Origin of the sequence: Streptomyces sp. NPDC050422 (assembly GCF_044458665.1) — a bacterium.
Lineage (GTDB): Bacteria > Actinomycetota > Actinomycetes > Streptomycetales > Streptomycetaceae > Streptomyces.
On sequence record NZ_JBITIE010000022.1, the window covers coordinates 144,579 to 159,486 of the forward strand.

General features: G+C 71.0%; 16 protein-coding genes and 1 tRNA gene. 8 read left to right on the plus strand and 9 right to left on the minus strand.

The genetic code is table 11. The annotated features are described in order from the left end of the window. The first annotated feature begins 107 nt into the window (after positions 1-107). A tRNA-Met gene (locus ACIBJG_RS31280) sits at positions 108-181 on the plus strand. 47 nt (positions 182-228) lie between these two features. Here the strand turns inward: ACIBJG_RS31280 and ACIBJG_RS31285 are convergent. After that, positions 229-939, minus strand: coding sequence for a class I SAM-dependent methyltransferase (locus ACIBJG_RS31285; protein ID WP_399312592.1), 711 nt, complete (start codon positions 937-939; stop codon positions 229-231). A gap of 97 nt (positions 940-1,036) precedes the next feature. Next, positions 1,037-1,879, minus strand: coding sequence for an oxidoreductase (locus tag ACIBJG_RS31290; RefSeq protein ID WP_399312594.1), 843 nt, complete (start codon positions 1,877-1,879; stop codon positions 1,037-1,039). Positions 1,880-1,946: 67 nt separating this feature from the next. Here ACIBJG_RS31290 and ACIBJG_RS31295 point away from each other — a divergent pair, with 67 nt between their 5' ends. Further along, positions 1,947-2,621, plus strand: a complete 675-nt coding sequence (locus ACIBJG_RS31295; protein WP_399312596.1) for a DNA-binding response regulator — start codon at positions 1,947-1,949, stop codon at positions 2,619-2,621. 43 nt (positions 2,622-2,664) lie between these two features. Here the strand turns inward: ACIBJG_RS31295 and ACIBJG_RS31300 are convergent, their stop codons facing one another. Continuing rightward, the gene (locus ACIBJG_RS31300; protein WP_399312598.1) at positions 2,665-3,672 is read right to left on the minus strand and encodes a helix-turn-helix transcriptional regulator; all 1,008 of its coding nucleotides are present in this window, start codon (positions 3,670-3,672) and stop codon (positions 2,665-2,667) included. A 156-nt stretch (positions 3,673-3,828) separates the two neighbouring features. Between ACIBJG_RS31300 and ACIBJG_RS31305 the strand changes: the two genes are divergently transcribed. Both ACIBJG_RS31305 and ACIBJG_RS31310 read left to right on the plus strand, forming a co-directional pair. Then, positions 3,829-4,353 (plus strand): DinB family protein, encoded by a 525-nt coding sequence (locus ACIBJG_RS31305; RefSeq protein WP_399312627.1) that lies wholly within the window; start codon positions 3,829-3,831, stop codon positions 4,351-4,353. Positions 4,354-4,657: 304 nt separating this feature from the next. Continuing rightward, positions 4,658-5,749, plus strand: coding sequence for a winged helix DNA-binding domain-containing protein (locus ACIBJG_RS31310; protein ID WP_399312600.1), 1,092 nt, complete (start codon positions 4,658-4,660; stop codon positions 5,747-5,749). Positions 5,750-5,894: 145 nt separating this feature from the next. On the opposite strand, the gene ACIBJG_RS31315 is transcribed toward ACIBJG_RS31310, so the two are convergent. Then, positions 5,895-6,368, minus strand: coding sequence for a carboxymuconolactone decarboxylase family protein (locus tag ACIBJG_RS31315; protein WP_399312602.1), 474 nt, complete (start codon positions 6,366-6,368; stop codon positions 5,895-5,897). A 95-nt stretch (positions 6,369-6,463) separates the two neighbouring features. Continuing rightward, positions 6,464-7,981 (minus strand): hypothetical protein, encoded by a 1,518-nt coding sequence (locus ACIBJG_RS31320; protein ID WP_399312604.1) that lies wholly within the window; start codon positions 7,979-7,981, stop codon positions 6,464-6,466. A 301-nt stretch (positions 7,982-8,282) separates the two neighbouring features. Between ACIBJG_RS31320 and ACIBJG_RS31325 the strand changes: the two genes are divergently transcribed. After that, positions 8,283-9,470 (plus strand): lipase, encoded by a 1,188-nt coding sequence (locus ACIBJG_RS31325; RefSeq protein ID WP_399312606.1) that lies wholly within the window; start codon positions 8,283-8,285, stop codon positions 9,468-9,470. Between the two features lie 24 nt (positions 9,471-9,494). Here ACIBJG_RS31325 and ACIBJG_RS31330 read toward each other — a convergent pair whose 3' ends face one another. Together ACIBJG_RS31330 and ACIBJG_RS31335 are read right to left on the minus strand one after the other, a co-directional pair. Next, positions 9,495-10,067 (minus strand): GNAT family N-acetyltransferase, encoded by a 573-nt coding sequence (locus tag ACIBJG_RS31330; protein ID WP_399312608.1) that lies wholly within the window; start codon positions 10,065-10,067, stop codon positions 9,495-9,497. 187 nt (positions 10,068-10,254) lie between these two features. Beyond that, positions 10,255-11,163, minus strand: a complete 909-nt coding sequence (locus tag ACIBJG_RS31335; RefSeq protein ID WP_399312628.1) for a LysR family transcriptional regulator — start codon at positions 11,161-11,163, stop codon at positions 10,255-10,257. A gap of 127 nt (positions 11,164-11,290) precedes the next feature. Here ACIBJG_RS31335 and ACIBJG_RS31340 point away from each other — a divergent pair, with 127 nt between their 5' ends. Continuing rightward, complete coding sequence (locus ACIBJG_RS31340) at positions 11,291-11,722, plus strand: tautomerase family protein (RefSeq protein ID WP_399312609.1); 432 nt, start codon at positions 11,291-11,293, stop codon at positions 11,720-11,722. Positions 11,723-11,903: 181 nt separating this feature from the next. On the opposite strand, the gene ACIBJG_RS31345 is transcribed toward ACIBJG_RS31340, so the two are convergent. Continuing rightward, complete coding sequence (locus ACIBJG_RS31345; RefSeq protein WP_399312610.1) at positions 11,904-12,764, minus strand: poly-gamma-glutamate hydrolase family protein; 861 nt, start codon at positions 12,762-12,764, stop codon at positions 11,904-11,906. 246 nt (positions 12,765-13,010) lie between these two features. On the opposite strand from ACIBJG_RS31345, the gene ACIBJG_RS31350 reads away from it, so the two are divergent. Together ACIBJG_RS31350 and ACIBJG_RS31355 are read left to right on the plus strand one after the other, a co-directional pair. Continuing rightward, positions 13,011-13,364: a GNAT family N-acetyltransferase gene (locus ACIBJG_RS31350; RefSeq protein ID WP_399312611.1), complete on the plus strand. Its 354-nt coding sequence runs from the start codon at positions 13,011-13,013 to the stop codon at positions 13,362-13,364. Positions 13,365-13,373: 9 nt separating this feature from the next. Beyond that, complete coding sequence (locus ACIBJG_RS31355; RefSeq protein WP_399312613.1) at positions 13,374-14,249, plus strand: IS5 family transposase; 876 nt, start codon at positions 13,374-13,376, stop codon at positions 14,247-14,249. 21 nt (positions 14,250-14,270) lie between these two features. Here ACIBJG_RS31355 and ACIBJG_RS31360 read toward each other — a convergent pair whose 3' ends face one another. Continuing rightward, the gene (locus ACIBJG_RS31360) at positions 14,271-14,720 is read right to left on the minus strand and encodes a nuclear transport factor 2 family protein (protein WP_399312615.1); all 450 of its coding nucleotides are present in this window, start codon (positions 14,718-14,720) and stop codon (positions 14,271-14,273) included. Positions 14,721-14,908: the final 188 nt, after the last annotated feature.

Below are 14,908 nucleotides of genomic sequence, written 5' to 3' on the forward strand. Positions count from 1 at the left end.
GAGGGGTCGCTGCCGTGGTGACATCCGGGACCACCGGGAGCACTGGGCCCGGGAGGGGACGTGGTCATGGGAGCTGCCGGGATGGCATAGGCTGGGGATCACAACGACGCGGGGTGGAGCAGCTCGGTAGCTCGCTGGGCTCATAACCCAGAGGTCGCAGGTTCAAATCCTGTCCCCGCTACTGTCGAAGCAGGGCCCGGAACCAATTGGTTCCGGGCCCTGCTTCATTCAGGCGTGTTCCGGTGTGTAGTACGAGGCGACCGCGGGCTGCCCGGTGTAGTTCGGGCCCGCACCCGGATCGGCGCCGGCATAGCGGAAAGGCAGCCGGACGGGCTGCGGGCCGTGGTGCGTGAGCCGGTGATGGCGCGGTTCGTAGGCGAATCCCGCGGCGCGCAGAGCGGCCAGGACCGGGCGCGAGGCCGATCTGCCGTCCGTCCAACGCACCGAGTCCGGGTCGAAGTGGGCGACCAGCAGCCCGTCGGGAGCCAGCCAGGAGGCGGCACGCGTGAGCATGCGCAACTGGTCGCCGAGGTAGTGGAGCCCATGCACGCACGTGATCAGGTCGTACGCCCGTGGGGCCTCCCAGCCGGTGACGGAGGCCGTGACGAGTTCGAGCCCCGGCGGCAGGGGAGCAGACGCGAGCGGGCCGACGAGGTCGACCCCGGTCAGCACCGCGGATGCGGGCAGCCGAGCCGCAGCCTCCCGCAGCGCACGGCCCTCCCCGCTGCACAGGTCGAGCCAGGACGGTGACGTGGCGCACGCCGACAGGTGGGTGAGCGGGTCGAACCCCAGCTCGCGGGTGTAGCTGTTGACGCCGGAGAGGCCACGCTCGCGGTTCATGGTGTTGTTGGCGACCACGGTGGACGCCTGGAGGGCGTCGTCGGAGAGGAGGCGGCCCACCGCCCGGGCCGACGGCGAAGGCAGGGAGGTGGAAGGCATCCCGCCATTGTCCCCGCGCCATCGGGAGCACGTGAGGAAACCCGTCGACCCGTCGTGGACGACAGGCTCCGTGCCGGCCGCGAGCGAGGGCCTCGGATCAGCCGCGCAGTTCGGACAGGTCCTCCTCGCCGAGACCGAGATCGTCCGCCGCGAGGTTCTCCTCCAGGTGGTCGAGGGAGCCGGTGCCCGGGATCGCCAGCACCGACGGTGACATGGCCAGCAGTGAGGCGATCCGTACCTGCGCGGTGGTCGCGCCCAGCCGGGCCGCGACCTTGCCGAGCCGTTCGGTATCGAGCGGGGCGCGGCCACCACCGAGCGGGAAGTACGGCACGTACGCGATACCCGAGGCCTCGCATTCCGCGAGCAGTTCCATGTCATCGCTGTGCTGGTTCTGCACCGCCGTGACGGGCGCGACGGCCCGCGCCTCGGCGAACTGACCGGCGTCGACGTTGCTGACCCCCAGGTGCCGGATCAGCCCCTCCGCGCGGAGCTCGGCCAGTACCGCGAACCGTTCCGCGATCGATTCGCCGCCCGGACCGGTCACACCGCCCACCCGCAGATAGACGAGATCGAGCCGGTCCAGCCCGAGGGCTCGCAGATCCGCCTCGACCAGGGCGCGCAACTGACCGGGCGTCGCCTGCCCGCTCGGCACACCGCCCGGTCCGGGCAGCGGTCCGACCTTCGTCGCGATCACCAGGTCGTCCGGGTAGGGAGTCAGAGCCGTACGGATCAGCTCGTTGGCCCGCACCGCGCCCCTGCCGTAGAAGCCCGCCGTGTCGATGTGGTTCACGCCCAGCGCCACCGCGCGGCGGAGTACCGCGATGCCGGTACGCGGGTCGCGCGCCGGGCCGTCGAAGGTGCCCATCGCCAGGCGCATGGCGCCGAAGCCGAGCCGACGGATGGTCAGGTCTCCGCCGAGGGAGAAGGTCTTGATCGTCATGAGACACATGGTGTGCGCCACGGGCAGGCCGGGCGAGCCCGTGGCAGCTTGCTGCCAGACTGGCGGGGTGCGGAACGAACAGATGTACTCGGTCCAGGGGGACGCGGAACTGATCGCGCGCGCCGGTCATCTCTTCGAGTCCGTGCGCACCGAGTTCCTGTGCGCCGCACGGGACCTCGACACCTGGTCACAGCCCGCGGCCAGGGCGGCGGTCCGCAACCGGATGCGGGCCACCGAGTCTCCGGGTCTGACCTCCCGTAAACTGCTCAGCCCGATGGCGCTCGCCGACGAGACGACCCGCGCGCATGTGCGACTCGTGCAGGGGCAGGGCGCTCTCGTCCGGATCAGTGGCTCGCCGCTGCCGCACGAAACCATCATCATCGACCGGCGGGTGACGATCCTTGCGGGCCGGCAGACACCCAGCGGCCGCCAGTACACCGTGACGACATCGCCGACCATGGTCGACGGGGTGCACGCACTGTTCTCGGCGATCTGGGACAACTCCGTCGAACTCGACACCTATCTGCGCCGGGACATCCCGCATCTCGACGCCGGCGGCCGCACGATCCTCGACGCGCTCGGTTCCGGGCTCACCGACGCGTCCGCGGCCGGACGGCTCGGCATCTCGCTGCGCACCTATCGACGGCGCGTGGCGGAGCTGATGGCCACGCTCGACGCCGGCTCACGCTTCCAGGCCGGGCTGCGGGCGGGCGAGTTGGGGCTGCCCCGCCGGACCGAGTGAACGCCTGCCGTCCGGTCCCGCGCACCGGCAGCGGGAGCGGGGCTCAGTTCCCGGTGGTGGGCGGGACACCGGCCGCGGCATCGGCGTACCGGCGGGCCAGGCGCGCGAAGGCGTCCTTGAGCTCGGGCGGGCCGACGACCGTGATGTCGGCGTCGAACCGGCCGATGGCGGAGGCCAGGCCGGCCCACGACCACGAGCCCAGGACGAGCCGGCAGCGGTTCGGGCCGAGTTCCTCGACCACTCCGTCGCTCGTGTAGCGGGAGACGGCCGCCGCGGGAGCGTCGAGGATCACCTCGCCGCGGCAGGACCAGTCGCCGGGCCCGCCCGCCCCGCGGAACCGGCCGGCCACGAAGGCCGCCACGTCACCACCGGGCAGCTCGCGCGGTGTGAAGCGGGGCCCATTGGGGGGCCGCGGGGTGATCCGGTCGACGCGGAACGTGCGCCAGTCCTCGCGGTCGAGGTCCCAGGCGACCAGGTACCAGCGGCCGCCCCAGGTCACGACGTGGTGGGGCTCTGCCCGGCGCGGGGTCATGCCGGTGGGGTCGCCGCCCGGGGGCGGGGGGTCTGCGGCGTAGCCGAAGCGCAGCACCTCGTGGGCGTGCACGGCCGCGCTGAGCGTCATGAGCACGCTGCTCACCGCCGGCGGGCTCGGGCGGTGCGCAGGCCGCTCGACCGCCGTGACCTCAAGAGCGTCGATCCGGTGACGCAACCGGGCCGGCATCACCTGCCGGACGGTGTTCAGCGCACGCGCGGCTGCCTCCTCGATCCCGGCACCCGTTGCGGTGGTTGTCTGCAGCGCGATGGCCAGAGCGACCGCCTGTTCGTCGTCGAACAGCAGCGGCGGCAGTTCCGCACCCGCGTCCAGCCGGTACCCGCCATCAGGCCCCTTGAAGGCGAGTACGGGATAGCCCAACTCGCGCAGACGGCCGACATCACGGCGCACCGTCCGCGCACTGACGTTCAGCCGCTGGGCCAGCAGTCCGCCCGGCCAGTCCCGGCGCGCCTGGAGCAGCGAGAGCAGGGACAGCAGGCGCGCTGATGTCTTCGGCATGCCGTCCATACTGCCCCGAGAAGCGGACATGACCTGACCGCTTTCCCTGCGACCGTTGACTCGTACCGATCGACGAGATCCACCGGAAGGGCCTGATCACGATGACCGTCCCCACTACGCCCCGCGCCGCCCGCCGACGCCGAGCGCGCCGATCTCCTGGCCGCGCTGTCGACCGCGCGAGCCGCTCTGATCGCCACGACCGTAGGACTCGACGACGAACAGGCCGGGGAGAGCCCCACAGCCGGCGCGCTGTGTCCGGGAGGGCTGATCAAGCACGTCGCGTCCACCGAGGAGAACTGGCTGCGATTCGAGGTCTCCGGCCCCTCGGCGATGAGCCACGACCTACCCGACGGCGTCACCTGGGCCGACCTCGCGGCCGGCACCGCCCGGGAGATCCTGCAGTGGATGACCGACCACCGGAACGACTTCCGGATGCTGCCCGGGGAGACCCTCGCCGGGGTCATCGCCCGTTACGAGCAGGTCGCTGCCAGGACCGAGGAGACCATCGCCTCCGTCCCCGACCTGGCAGCGGTTCACCCGCTGCCGCAGGCACCGTGGCACGAGCAGGGGGCGGTGCGCAGTGTGCGTCGGGTTTTGATGCACGTCATCGCGGAAACCGCCCAGCATGCCGGGCACGCGGACATCCTGCGCGAGACGATCGACGGGCGGACGGCCACCTGACCCGACCGAGGACGGTCAGACCGGCTCCCGACCGGTCCCTCGGCCCGAACCGGTGAACGTGCCTCGGGCAGGAGCGCGGCGGGCTGCACGCCGACGCGCTCCTGCCCGACGACCGACATGTACGAACCCTCAAGGACGGAATCACAGTGAAACTGCGCAAGCCGGTGCCGACAGGTGCCCGGGTGTGCCCACCCTGCCCGGACACCTTCGCCTCCGGGGACGGGGACGGGGACGGGGACGGGGACGGGAACGCGAATCCGGCCGGGCCGGCGACCGGCCGACCAGCGCGATCCGGTGAAGCCCGGTGACCGTTCTCGGCGCCCGGGCGCTCAACCGTGCGACGCTCGCAAGGCAGTTGCTCCTCGATCGCGCGGACATGCCGGTCCTCGACGCCGTCGCGCACCTCGGTGGTCTTCAGGCCCAGGAACCGCAGGAACCGTTCGTCGGGCTCCGGTCACGGCTGCGCGCGTTCGACCCGGCACAGCTCTCGGCCCTTCTGGCCCAGGGGGGCGTGGTCCGCACGCACCTCATGCGCCGCACCGTCCACCTCGTCACCGCCGACGATGCCCTGGCCTGGCGATCCCGCCACGACGCCATGCTGCGGCAGCGCGTACTCGGAACGTACCGCCGAGAGCTCGACGGGGTGGACCTCGACGAACTCGCCGCAGCCGGACGGGCGGTCATGGCCGACGGCGAGCCGCGCTCGATGTCGCAACTCGCCCGGGAGGTAGCCGATCGCTGGCCGGCGCCGGGGACGCGGGCGCTGGGCGAGATGCTGGTCGCTGCGCTCATCCCGATGGTGCAACTGCCGCCGCGCGGACTCTGGCGCACGAAGGGAGGAGTGCGCAACGTGCCGATGGCCTCATGGCTGGGCCGCGCGATCGACCCGCCTGCCAAGGACGGTGCCGATCCTGTCGGTGAAGCGCTGGTGCGGCGCTACCTCGCCGCCTTCGGGCCCGCCGCCTCGGCCGACCTACGAGCCTGGAGCGGCCTTGCCGGACTGCCGGCCGCGATCGCAGCGATCCGCGAGGAGCTGGTGACCTTCCGCGACGAGCGGGGCCGCGAACTGCTGGATCTGCCGGAAGCGCCACGCCCCGACCCCGACACGCCCGCCTCGGTGCGCTTCCTCCCGGCGTTCGACAACGCGATCCTCGGCTACCAGGACCGTACCCGGATCATCGACGACGCCCACCGCGGCCTGTCGGTCGCCGGTGCTCGTATCGTCCTCGTCGACGGCCGGGTCGCCGCGACCTGGACTGTGGAGGCAGGCACCGTGACGGTCACTCCGCTGAGCCGTTTCTCCCGCACCGACCGCGAGACCGTCGCCGAACAGGGGGCGGCCCTGGCGGCGTTCCTCTCCGACAACGACAGCCGGCGCGTCGAGATCACCGACTAGGTGCACGGTGGGTGGGGTCGCCCGGTCCGCGCACCAGGCCGGTTGGTCGAGCTCTGAACCTGCACCGAGCGCGCCGGTTCCTCGGGGCCGCCCGACGACACGGGCAGCCCCCAGGGCCGGGCCTCGTTGCTCCGAGAGCTACGGCTCAGCCGAACTGGCCGGGCTGGTAGTCGCCCGCGGGCTGCTGGACGATGACGTTCAGCCGGTTGAAGGTGTTGATGAACGCGATGGTCGCCACGAGCGCGACGAGCTGGTCCTCGTCGAAGTACTTGGCGGCATTCGCCCAGGCCTCGTCCGTGACACCTCCGGCCGCGTCCGCGATGCGGGTGCCCTGCTCCGCCAGCTCCAGAGCGGCGCGCTCGGCGTCGGTGAACACCGTCGCCTCCCGCCAGGCCGCCACGAGGTGGAGGCGGGTCGCGGTCTCCCCGGCGGCGGTGGCGTCCTTGGTGTGCATGTCGGTGCAGACCCCGCAGCCATTGATCTGGCTCGCGCGGAGCTTCACCAGCTCCGCCGTCGCGGCGGGCAGCGTCGAGTCCGCGAAGGTCCTTCCCGCGGCGACCAGGTGCTTCAAGGACTTGGCCGCGAGCGGGTTGGCGAACAGGTTCAAGCGCGCTTCCATGGTGTACTCCCTGCGGTGGTGATGGATACACCTCTGTGACGGGCCGACCCGGAGGAATGTGACCGGGCCGCATGTGACGTGCGTCTCCCGCTGATTCACGGGCGGGGCACCAGCTCCGACATCACGGCAGGCGGCAGCGACGGGTTGGCGGCCGCAGCTTCCGCCAGTTGCCGGTCGGAGCCGGAGAGCAGGTCGACCATCACGCGCGCCGGCAGCGCCGGATGCCCGGCCGCCGCCTCACACGCCCTGTCGTCCGACAAACAGGCGAGGAGCGCCGTGGCGGCCGCACGGGGGTGCCGGGCGATGGCGCGGAGGGCCTTCCGCACCGGCGGCTCCTGCAGGGCCAGACTGTCCAGCAGCGCCGGTTCCGCATCCGGGTTGGCCGCCACCCCGGCCGCGATCCGGGCCCCGTGCCGGGCGGTCATGGCCCGCAGCTGTACGTCGGAGAGGCCCGGGTGCGGGGCGATGGCCTTGACCACCTTCGCGTCCGGGTCGGCGGCGAGGGCGTCACGGATCCCGGCGGGAAGATCGCGGCGCAGGGCCAGGAGCATCCGTGCTGCCGGGACCGGTGACGCGGCCAGTTCCTCGACCTCGGCGCGGGACGCCGAGGCGACGCGCGGAAGCAGAGTGGGACCGATCCGTGTGCCGCGGGACAGGCCGATGAGTACGTCCAGAGGCACGTTCGGATGGTGGGCGAGGCTCCGGCGCACGATGTCGTCGAGGTCGCCTGCCAGGGTGCGCATCACGGCGTCGTCGATCGCGGCGTTCTCGGCGAGGTCCGCCCGTACCCCCGGTACCGGATCCCCGGCCAGCAGTCTGCTCACCTCCGGGGCTAGGTCGGGGCGGGCGGCAAGGGCCCAGCGCAGCAGCATCGAAGGATGCCCGGCAAAGGCCATGGCGACATCGGTGGGCGTGGCAGGGTTGTGGAGGGCCGCCCGGTGCATGTCGTACACGGTGGACTCGTGGGAGCCGTCGCACGAGGCTCCCGGCAACAGGTCGCAGTCGAGCCTCGCGCACTGCCGGTCGTGGACGAACGGTGTCTCCTCCCGGTCGCAGACGAGGCACCGCCGCGCGGGAGGCAGGCCCTCTCCGGTGACCAGCATGGCCAGCACGGCCGGAGGCGTCCCCTCGTTGCATGCCAACGCGCGGCGAACCTCGGCATGGGGGTGCCCCGCGAGGCCGGCGGCGACCTCCGGCGCGGCCCACAGCGCGAGCTCCGCGACCACCCGCACGTCCGGGTCCGCGGCCAGCGTCTTCACCACATCGGACGGGAGGCCTGGGCAGGCGGCCAGCCTCTCGCGACGTTCGACGACCGGATCAGCCGCGAACCGGCGCGCCCAATCAGGCGTGCCCGAACCCTCGTCGAGCAGGGCGAGGGCGGCATCCGGCCGGACCAGAGGATCGACGTCGAGGGCGGTCAGCAGGCCCGCACGAACGAGTGGGACAGCGCTCCCCGCAACGCGCGCGGCCAACGCGACCGCCTGCGCACGGCCGAGGTCCGCGCGACCGGCGAGACCATCGGCGACGTCGTCGTCCGCGACGGCGATCAACCGGTCGATCAGCTCGGCGGGCAGGGCGGGATTGCGGGCGAGGCCGCAGAGCACGTGATGCACGACCCTCATCCTGCCCGGACGATGGGCCCGTGGCCTGTGTATGTCGACCTCGGCGGCTGCACCGAAGGGCCGGACCTGAACGGGGGAAGGCACCAGCAAGTGCCCGGGGGCTCGCACCAGTGCACCGGAGTACGCGGCACGCGAGGGTGAAGTGACCGTTGCCGAGCCACACTTGGGAGATCTCATGGCCAACACGGCCGCCACATCGTCGCATCGCGTGACCCGCCACCGAGTACGTCGGCGCGCGCACGTGGCAGCATTCTGCTGCGGTCTGCTACTGAGCGGTCCGGTCGTCGCGGGCGTGACCACTCCGGCTGTCGCCGCCGCCCAGGAGCGTACGCGGCACGAGGAGTCCGGCCGGGGGACGCTGGTCTCCGCGGAGAAGTTGTACACGCTCGCGAGCCCGCAAGCGGCGGCGGCCGAGCTGCGCGCGGCCGGGTTCGCGGACGACACGGTCCGGTACGCAGTGGTGGCGTACCGGCTGATCTACCGGACCGTCGACGCGCACGGACGGCCCACCACGGCCAGCGGCCTGTTCGCACTGCCGCTCGACGCGGGACGTCATCTGCAGGCGGTCTCCTTCGCGCACGGCACCGGCGCCCACAAGGACGACTCCCCGTCCATGCGGCGGGGTGTGTTCCACTCGGCGCCGGCGATCGCGCACGCTGCGGCCGGTGCCGCGGCGGTCGCGCCCGACTACCTGGGGCTGGGCAAGGGCCCCGGCCTGCACCCGTGGATGGACATCGGTTCCGAGACCACAGCCTCTCTGGACATGCTGCGGGCGGCCCGTGCCTTCGCGCCCCGCACCGGCCATGTTCTGGATCGCGAGGTCCTGGTCACCGGCTTCTCGCAAGGAGCCTCGGCCGCCCTCGGGCTGGGACGTGCCCTGGAGGCGGGGGAGGACCGCTGGTTCAGGCTGGGCGCACTGGCCCCGGTCAGCGGGGCGTACGACTTCGGCGGTGCGGAGTTGCCCGCACTGGTCGAGGGCAGGCTGAAGGCGAAGCCCAGTGTCGTGTACGCGGCGTACACACTGGTCGCGTTCAACCGGCTGCACCACATCTACGACCGGCCCGGCGAGGTCTTCGAGTACCCCTACGACGCCACCGTCGAGCAGCGCTTCGACGGGGCCCACACGGGTCTGGACCTGATGCAGGGGACGCCGGACTCCCTGGACGACCTGCTGACGGAACACGGCCGCGCGCTGCTCGCGCACCCGACCGGGGCGATGGCCGCGGCGCTGCGTACGACTGACGCCGTGTGCACCGACTGGAAGCCCCGTGCCCCGATCCGGCTCTACATGGCGACGGGGGACGAGGAGGCCACCACGGAGAACACGGAGCACTGCCGGGCGGCTCTGGCCCGGAAGGGCGTGGATGCCCCGGTCGTCGATGTCGGCGAAGTCGACTACCAGGAGTCACGTCACCTGGGATCCAATGTCGCGGCAACGACGGCGATCGTGAGGTGGTTCGGCGAGCTGCGCCGACGGTGAGCGCAAGGTCCGTACGGCCGGGGGTCAGCGCAGGTCGAGGCGCATCAGAACCCGGGGATGCCCGGCCAGTACGGACGTGGTGTCGGCGGCACGGGTGAACCCGGCGCGCTCGAAGTTCTTCCGGATTCCGGCGTACGCCATCGTCAGGTCGACCTTGGCATCACCGCTGTCGAGCGGGTAGGCCTCGATCGCCGGCGCGCCGTTGGCACGGGTGAAATCGACGGCGCCGGCGATGAGGGCATGCGAGATCCCCTTCTTCCGATGGCCCGGGCGCACGCGGATGCACCACAGGGACCAGACCGGCAGATCGTCGACGTTCGGAATCCTGCGGCTGCGCGCGAACGCGGTGTCGGAGCGCGGCGCCACGGCGGCCCAGCCGACCGGCTCGTCGCCGTCGTGGGCGAGGACCCCGGGCGGGGGCCGCCCGTGGCACAACTCTGAGACGTACTCACCGCGCGCCGGACCGCGCAGTTCGTTGTTGAGCCTGGACGGGATCCGGTAGCTCAGGCACCAGCAAACGTTGGCGTCGGGGGACTTCGGGCCGAGGAGCGCACGGACATCCTCGAAGTCCGATGCCGGGCGAACGTCAATGGTCATGGCGCCACACTGACATGCACGCCGAGATCGCGGGCGAGATCCGCGCCCAACGGCTCGGTCCGTCATGGAGTTCCGGGCGCGCCGGCCCGGCCCGGTCCGGTCCGGACCGGCGCCCGCTCCGCGCCCCGTCCCGGCGACGGTCGGAGGCAGGGACATCGCAGCCCGGCCCGGTTCGTCCCGGGACTTCTCAGACAGCGAGACGTGCCGCTTCACGGTGCAGGGCCTGGACGATCTGGGCGAGAGCCGGCGGGCGCGGGCCAGGAAGCCGGGCCGCCACGACTCGTCGGTGTTCAGGCGGGCCTCCGCGGACCTCGACCAGGTGCACGCCCGGAGGAACCGCGTCGGCCAGCCCCGGCGGCAGGGTGGTGATGCCGCAGCCCGCCGCAACCAGATGCAGTTTCGTCAGCCAGTCGCGGGCGGTATGGGTGATGCGCGGTCGGCCGGGCAGACCTGGCCAGACGCCCATCATCGGCTCGGCGGGGTTGGAGGCACCGGCGATCCAGTCCTGATCGGCCAGTTCCTCGAGGTCCACCTCGGCTCGGCTGCCCAGAGCGCTGTCGGCCGGCACCGCGAGCAGGAGTTCTGTCGTCATGAGGGTCTCGCACTGCAGGCGCGGAGTCCGGTCGTCCAGGGCCCGATAGGGCGGCCGGACCGCGAGGACGGCCACATCGATCGTGCCCGCCCGCAGCGCGCGCACGAGTACCGGGGTCGTCGCCTCGCGTGTCGTGACACGGATGCCGGGCTGCGTGCGACGCATCGCGGCGAGCGCGCGCGGCACGATGAGCGCCCCGGCGGTGGGGAAGGAGCCGAGCCGCACGACGCCGCGTTCGGGCGCCAGTCCCTTCAGCTCGCGTTCGGCCGCGGAGAGCGCGTCCAGTGCGACGACTGCGTGCCGCAGCAGGGTCCGGCCCGGCGCTGTGAGGGTCACCCCGCCGGGACGGCGGTCGAACAGCTTCACCCCGGCGGCACGCTCGAGGGCGGCGACCTGCCGTGAGACGGCGGACTGCGTGTAACCGAGTTCCGTGGCGGCGGCCGTGAAGCTGCCGCGCTCGCCGATCTCACGCAGGACCCGCAGGCCGGTCACCGAGGGCTCCATGACGTTCATGCATACCCACCATGCCAGAGTCTCGCTGGCCGCATGGATGGGGGCCGCCTAGCGTTGCCCGTGCCGGCCGCGCCGAACCGCGCGGACACGAACTCCCCCCCAGCCAAGGAGCGCTGCCATGCCGTTCGTCGAGATCTACCTGCGCAAAGGCAAGACGCCGGGATTCCGCAAGGCCGTCTCCGCGGCCGTCCACGAGTCGATGCGGGAGGTGTTCCAGATACCGGAGGACGACCTCTTCCATGTCGTGCACGACATGGAGCCCGATGACATCCTGCAGGCGCCGACGTTCGCCGGTGTCGAGCGCAGCGTCGACTCCGTATTCATCCGTATGACGTTCAATCACCGGCCCCCGGCGCAGAAGGCGGCGCTGTTCGAGGCCATCGCCGACCGTGTCACGTCCGCCACGGGGATGCGCCGCGAGGACGTTCTGATGACTGTTCTGGAAACCGCTGCGGAGAACTGGTGGGTGCAGGGCCGGATCATCGACCCCGAGACCGGGTTCGACACTCGGATGAGCCCCGAGGCCGTGCGGGCCGGCCGAGTCGGCTGACGCCTGCGCAGGAAGGCCGCTTCCTCGCGGGGCCGAGGCCGGGGCCAACGGCCCTCGGCGGTCGCGATGACCGGCGCAGCGTTGTGGGTGAGCTGCTGCGGGTCCTGATCCTTCCCCGGCCGCGGGGAAGGATCAGGACGGTTCACCCGTGGCTTCTTCTCAGTAGACGAGGAGACCTTTGTCAGTAGACGAAGAGGCTCTTGCGCGCCCGCTGTTCGGTCTCCATCGCCGCGATCGCGTCACGGCAGGCGTTGGTGAACTTCCAGAAGTCCGCGTTGGTGGTGGCCGCACGGTTGCTCGCACCGGAGAAGTTCCCGAACAGGCTCTGACGGAGTTCGGTGGTGATCTCCAGCTGGCCGCCGCCTTCGCCCGTCAGAGTGCGGTTGCAGATGTTCTCCGGCAGGTCGCCGTTGATGTCGTCCGGGTCGCCCTTGAGCACCTGGAAGCCCGCGTCGCTCAGCTTCGTTGACAGCAACTGGCGGAAACGGGTGTTGAGACCGCCGACCACGACCGCCTCGGGCCGGCCCGAGGGCGCACCGGCCTGAGCCGCCGTGCAGCCGTGCAGGCTGAGGACGTTGGCGCTGGACGCGGCCATGGACCGGGCGACCGGGTCGTCGCAGTGCGACGCGGTGACGTGCAGCTCGCCGTTGTTGGAAGTGCGCATGCCCTCGAGCATCCAGTAGTCGTGCACCGGGGCGCCCGCCGTGACGGGTGCGAGGGTGTCGGGCCGGTAACCCGCTATGCCCAGGCAGAGTTCGGACGTGCCCATTTCGATTCCGCCGCCGTGGATGGCCAGCACACTGGTCAGACGGGGAAGCGGGGTGGTGGCCTTGTCGTTGTCGAAGGCCTCGTGCCGCTTGAACCGGCGGGCGAAGTCCTGGCCCTCGACCGCCTTCGTGTACAGGTCCGAGTTCGAGGTGTACGTGTCACCGCCGGCAGCGGCGGCCGGAGTCGCGGCGAGGCCGGTCAGGAGCGGGCCACCCGCGGCTGCGGCCACGAGGGTGGCGAGGACGGTCCTGCGACTGGCGTGGGACTGGGACATCGTTGTTCCTTAAGTGCTGTGCGGGCCGGCCCGCGGATGCGTACGACGCCGGATTTCCGGCACGGTAGCGGGAGGGACGACGCATGCCACACGATGGCGCGACACAGGAGCCGGACCCCCCGTCCGATGGGCGGAACTTTAGCGACTGATGTGCGGAGGGGGAGGCGAGCGCAGGGCTCGCGGCTCACCTGACGGTTACGGGCCGGGCCGGCACCCCGGTCGCGGACCGGGCCGTAAGCTCGGCGCATGAAGATCACTGTGCGGACGGCGGTAGAGAACGACCTGCCTGCGCTGCTGGCCCTGTACAGGGAACTGAACCCGGACGATGCCCCGTTGGCCCAGGGGATCGCACATGACGTGTGGGAGGAGATCTCGCGGCAACGCGGACGCACGGTCCTGGTGGCCGATGCCGGCGACGCACCTGTCGGCACGGCGGACTGCCTGGTCATGCCGAACCTCACCCGGGGCGGCCGGGCCATCCTGTTCGTGGAGAACGTGGTTGTGGCGGGCACCGCTCAGCGGCGCGGCGTGGGTCGCCTGCTGATGGACGCCGCCGTCCGTCTAGGGCCTGTTGCGAAAGTGAATCTTGGCCGTGGATGATCACGTCCTGTGGGACGTGGGGATCTGACGAACGGCCAGTGGGCCCGGCTGGAGCTGTTGTTGCCTTCGGGTATCAAGTCGGGCCGTCCGCCGGTCTGGACGCGGCGACAGCTGATCGACGGCATACGGTGGCGGACGCGGACCGGCGCCCCGTGGCGGGACGTGCCCGAGCGTTACGGCCCGTGGGACCGGGCCTATGACCTGTTCCGGCGCTGGCAGCGCGGTGGTACCTGGGCCCGGATCGTCACCCAACTCCAGGCTGAGGCCGACGCGAAAGGCCTGATCATCTGGGAGGCGAACGTCGACTCCACGGTCTGCCGGGCCCACCAGCACGCCGCCGGGGCGGTGAAAAGGGGGGATCACCCGAAGGAGCCGCCCGGCGGCATTGCCGTCGAGCCGGCCGACCACGGACTCGGTCGGTCCAGAGGTGGGTTGACTAGCAAAATCCACCTGGCGGTCGAGCAAGGGCAGAAGCCCCTGGCGGTGGTGATCACGGCCGGTCAGCGGGGTGATTCCCCGCAGTTCGAGCCGGTCCTGGAAGCAATCCGGGTCCCACGGTTGGGCCTAGGACGGCCGCGCAAGCGCCCGTACCGAGTGCGTGCCGACAAGGCGTACGACTCCCGTAGCAACCGGGCCTACCTGCGCAGACGCGGGATCAAGGCGACGATCCCAGTGCCCTCGGACCGGGTCCGCAACCGCCAGAAGCTCGGCTCTCGGGGTGGCCGGCCACCGAAGTTCGACAAAACCGACTACCGTGAGCGGCATGCCGTGGAGTGCGGAATCAACCGTCTCAAGCGCCACAGGGCCGTGGCGACAAGGTACGAAAAACTTGCCGTCCGCTACGAGGCGACTGTATTGGTCGCAGTCCTTAACGAGTGGTTGTGACCAGCGGGTTTGCGGGCGTTCTCAGTCTGTCGGCGCGGACGCGGCGCAGGCGCCCACGATAGCTTGAGTGTCCCAGTAGAACGGACGGACCTCGGTGATCTGCCCGTCCTTGACCGTGATCGTCTGCAGGATGGGGAAGCTGAGTTCACGGCCAGTCGCACGAACGCGAGCACGGACCTGAGTGAGCACGACCGCAGTCTCACCGGTGGCGAGAAACTCCTGCTCCACCATGTCGAACGTCTCCCAGACCTGCCCCATCGCAAGGAAGAACTGCGTCATTCCGTTGTGCCCACGCCAAGTACCTCCGTATGGCAGAGCATCCGCTTGATGTAGCTCGACATTCGGCGCGAAGAAGGGGGCGAGCAAGTCGAACGAAGCCTCGCCAGGGCCTCCGGCCGCCAGGTACTCCGCCTCAGCTGCATACATGCCGGTGAGCACTGTCACTGAGTCTGTAGTGGATGACATCGTCATGCCGCCAGCATGATCAGCAACGACGCATCTTGCTCGCGGTAATCAGACATCGTTGTGCGGCACGGTCAGCACTTTCGCAACAGGCCCTAGGGGCAATGCCGTTCGGTTAGCCCTCTGACGGGTTTGGCAACGTGCTGATCTCGATGTGGACGGTGGTCCTGCGGGTGCGGTGGTCGATGTCGCGGCCG